A 4659-nucleotide genomic window follows, 5' to 3' on the forward strand; every position below is an offset into this window, starting at 1 on the left:
TGCGCGGTGTGGGCGAGCCGACCCTGCTGGCCCGCCCGGACGCCGGTCGCGAGATCACCTCGCTGTCCGGTGAGTACTTCTTCGACCTGGACGAGGCGGCCACCGCGCGGCTGACCGCGCTGGCCGCGTCGCTGGGCGTCACGCCGAACAGCGTCCTGCAGACCGCGTGGGGCATCGTGATCGGCCGGATGACCAGCCGCGACGACGTGCTGTTCGGCACCACCGTCTCCGGGCGTCCCGCGCAGCTGTCCGGCGTGGAATCGATGGTCGGCCTGTTCATCAACACCGTTCCGGTGCGGGTGCGGTTCGATCCGTCGGAGTCGGTGCGGAACCTGCTGACTCGCACCCAGGGCGAGCAGGCCGACCTGCTCGACCACCACTATGTCGGGCTGGCCGACATCCAGTCCGCCGCGGGCGTGGGCGGACTGTTCGACACGCTGGTGGTGTTCGAGTCCTACCCGGTGGACGCGGCGGGTCTGCAAGCCCAAGCCGCGGACATCGACGGCATGGCGGTGGTCGGACTGGACGCGGCCGACGCCACGCACTATCCGCTGACCTTGATCGCGCAGCTGGATTCGCGGCTGCGGGTGCGCGCGGGCTACCTGCGTGACCTGTTCGACGAGCAGACGGTGCGCCGCATCGCCGACCGCCTGACCCGGGTGCTCACCGCGATCAGCACCGAGCCCGATGTCTGCGTCGGCGACATCGAACTGCTCGACGCCGCCGAGCGCGACCTGGTGGTCTCCGGCTGGAACGACACCGAATTCGATGTGGACTCGGCTGTGTTGCCGGGCCGTTCCGCGAGCTCCACCGCCTTGACGCTGGTTTCGATGTTCTACGACCAGGTCGAACGCACCCCTGAGGCGACCGCGATCACGTTCGAGGGGACAAGTCTGTCCTACGCCGAGTTCTCCTGGCGGGTGAACCAGCTGGCGCGCTGGCTGATCGCCCGCGGGGTCGGCGCGGAATCGTATGTGGCGCTGGGCATGCGGCGCTCGATCGATCTGGTCGTCGGCATGTACGCCGTCGCCGTGGCCGGTGGCGCCTACGTGCCGCTGGACCCGGACCACCCGGCCGAGCGCACGGAATACATTCTCGCCACGGCCGATCCGGTATGTGTGCTGACCTCCGGCAGCGATCTGGACATCGACACCGCGCAGGTGCGCATCGACCTGCTCGACCTGAAGGGCCTGTCGGAAGCGCCGGTCACGGATGCCGATCGTCGTGCGCCGCTGCGTGGGTCGAACACCGCGTACGTGATCTTCACCTCCGGTTCGACCGGCCGCCCGAAGGGTGTGGCGGTCTCGCACGCCGCGATTGTCAACCGGCTGGTCTGGATGCAGACCGCCTACCAGCTGCGCGCGGACGACGTGGTGCTGCAGAAGACGCCCGCGACGTTCGACGTGTCGGTGTGGGAGTTCTTCTGGCCGTTGCAGATCGGTGCTCGGCTGGTGGTCGCGAAGCCGGACGGGCATCGCGATCCGGCCTACCTCGCCGAGGTGATCAGCGCGGAGCGGGTGAGCGTCACCCACTTCGTGCCGTCCATGCTCGCGGTGTTCGTGGCGGATGCCGCGGCCGCGCGGTGCGGTTCGCTTCGGTTGGTGTTCGCCTCCGGTGAGGCGTTGCCGCCCAAGCCCGCGCACCGGTTGCGTGAGCTGACCGGCGCCGCGCTGCACAACCTGTACGGTCCGACCGAGGCCGCGGTCGACGTCACCTTCCACGAGGTCGTCGACGCCGACACCGAGACGGTGCCGATCGGCGCTCCGGTGTTCAACACCCAGGTCTACGTGCTGGACGCGCGCCTGCGTCCGGTTCCGGTGGGCGTCGCGGGTGAGCTGTATCTCGCGGGCGCCCAGCTGGCGCGCGGTTACGTCGCGCGTCCGGACCTGACCGGCGACCGGTTCGTCGCCAACCCGTACGGGGAGCGCGGTGCGCGGATGTACCGCACCGGCGACCTGGTGGCCTGGACCGAGAACGGTGAGCTGGAATACCTGGGCCGCACCGACTTCCAGGTGAAGCTGCGCGGTCTGCGCATCGAGCTGGGCGAGATCGAGTCGGCGCTCACGGCGCTGGAATCGGTGGCGCAGGCGGTGGTCGTGGTGCGCACCGATGAGCGGACCGGCGACCAGCTGGTGGCCTATCTGGTGGCGGACCCGGATCGGGTGGTGGACGTCGAGTCGGTCAAGGCCGAGCTCGGCGCGCGGCTGCCCGGGTACATGGTGCCCACGGCCTATGTGGTGCTGGACGAGTTCCCGCTGAACGCCTCGGGCAAGCTGGACCGCAAGGCGCTGCCGGAACCGGTGTTCGAGGCCAAGGTGTTCCGCGCGCCCGCGACGCCGGTGCAGGAGATCGTGGCCGACACCTTCGCCGAGGTGCTCGGCGTGCAGCGGGTCGGCCTGGACGACGACTTCTTCGAACTGGGCGGCAACTCGCTGGTCGCCACCCAGGTGGCGGCGCGACTGGGCGAGGCGCTGGATACGCAGGTTCCGGTGCGCGTGCTGTTCGAGGCGTCCACCGTCGCGGCGTTGGCCGCGAAGGTGGAATCGGCTGCCGGACAGGGCGGCCGGGCGCCGCTGGTGGCGCGGGAACGGCCCGAGCTGGTGCCGCTGTCACTGGCTCAGCAGCGGATGTGGTTCCTCAACCGCTTCGACCCCGACTCGGCGGTGGACAACATCCCGGCCGCGGTGCGGCTGTCGGGTCTGCTCGACCGGCAGGCGTTGCAGATCGCGGTGGCCGATGTGCTGGCCCGCCACGAGTCGCTGCGCACGTTCTACCCCGAGGTGGACGGCGCCGCGCATCAGCAGACCGTGCCCACCGCCAAGGTCATCCCGGATCTGACGCCGATCGATGTCACCGAAGCCGAACTGCCCCAAGCGCTGTCGCGTCTGGTGGGCACGGCGTTCGACGTGACCGCCGAGGTGCCGTTCCGCGCCAGGCTGTTCGAGATCAGCCCGACCGAGTACGTGCTGGCCCTTGTGGTGCACCACATCTCGGCCGACGGCTTCTCCATGGGGCCGCTCACCCGCGATGTGATGACCGCCTATGGCGCCCGGGTCGACGGCGGCGAACCCGCCTGGCGTCCGCTGGAGGTGCAGTACGCGGACTTCGCGCTGTGGCAGCGTCAGGTGCTCGGCGCCGAGGACGACCCGAGTTCGGTGATCGCCGAGCAGATCTCGTTCTGGTCGGACACCCTGCGCGGGCTGCCCGAGCAGCTGGATCTGCCCGCCGACCGGCCGCGCCCAGCGGTCGCCTCCGCCCGCGGCGCCACGCACACCTTCGAGATCGACGCCGAAACCCACGCCCAGCTCACCGAACTCGCGCGCATGAAGGGTGCGACGCTGTTCATGGTCGCGCACACGGCGCTCGCGGTTCTGTTGTCGCGGTTGTCCGGCGAGGATGACATCGCCATCGGCACCCCGGTCGCCGGGCGCGGTGAACGCGCGCTCGACGATCTGGTCGGCATGTTCGTCAACACCCTGGTGCTGCGAACCCCGATCGAACCCGATGCGACGTTCACCGAGCTGCTGCGCGCGGTACGCGCCACCGACATCGCGGCCTTCGGGCACGCGGACCTGCCGTTCGAGCGGTTGGTGGAGATCCTGAACCCGGCGCGGTCGCAGGCGCGGCATCCGCTGTTCCAGGTGATGCTGTCGTTCCAGAACACCGGCCAGACCACCCTGGAGCTGCCCGGTCTGACCGTGAGCGGTGTCGATCTGCCGATCGATGTCGCCAAGTTCGACCTGCAACTGGTGCTCTCCGAGCGCGCGGCGGCGCCCGCCGGAACGACCAACGGCACCGGTCCGGCCCCGGCGGGTATCACCGCCGAGCTGATCTACGCGACCGACCTGTTCGACCCGGCCACCATGGCGGAGTTCGGGCGGCGCTTCGGCCGGTTGCTGAAAGCGATCGCCGCCGAACCGGACCTGCCGATCGGCGATATCGCGCTACTGGACCAGCAGGAGCGTGTCAAGGTCGTCTGGCAGTGGAATGCCACCGCGTATGCGGTGGACCCGTCGGCGACGCTGGTGTCGCTGTTCGAGGCGCAGGTCGCGCGCACGCCGGACAGTCCCGCGGTGACGTTCGAGGGGACGAGTCTGTCCTATGCCGAGTTCGCCGGGCGGGTGCACCGCCTGGCGCGCTGGCTCAAGAGCAATGGCGTGGGCCCGGAATCGTATGTGGCCCTCGGTATGCGGCGCTCGATCGACCTGGTGGTCGGCATGTACGCGGTGAACGCCGCGGGCGGCGCGTACGTGCCGTTGGACCCGGACCATCCGGCCGAGCGGATCGATTACATCCTCGAGACCGCGCGCCCGGTGTGCGTGCTGACCTCAGGCTCCGATCTGGAGACCACGGTCTCCCGGCAGGTGCGCATCGATCAGCTGGAGTTGTCGGAGTTCTCCGGCGAGCCGCTGACCGACGCCGATCGGCACAAGCCGCTGCGCCCGGCCAACACCGCGTACGTGATCTTCACTTCCGGTTCGACCGGCCGCCCGAAGGGTGTGGCGGTGTCGCACGCGGCGATCGTCAACCGGCTGGTGTGGATGCACGCCGAGTACGGCTTGGCGGCCTACGACGTGGTGTTGCAGAAGACCCCGGCGACGTTCGACGTGTCGGTGTGGGAGTTCTTCTGGCCGTTGCAGGTCGGTGCGCGGCTGGTGG

The 4659-nt window shown here is 69.7% G+C and carries 1 protein-coding gene; it reads left to right on the plus strand.

The window, feature by feature from the left end:
* Nucleotides 1-4659, plus strand: a 4659-nt coding sequence (locus IU459_RS36615; RefSeq protein ID WP_195134166.1) for a non-ribosomal peptide synthetase, incomplete at both ends; no start/stop codon positions are given.

It is taken from the genome of Nocardia amamiensis, from assembly GCF_015477605.1.
GTDB lineage: Bacteria > Actinomycetota > Actinomycetes > Mycobacteriales > Mycobacteriaceae > Nocardia > Nocardia amamiensis_A.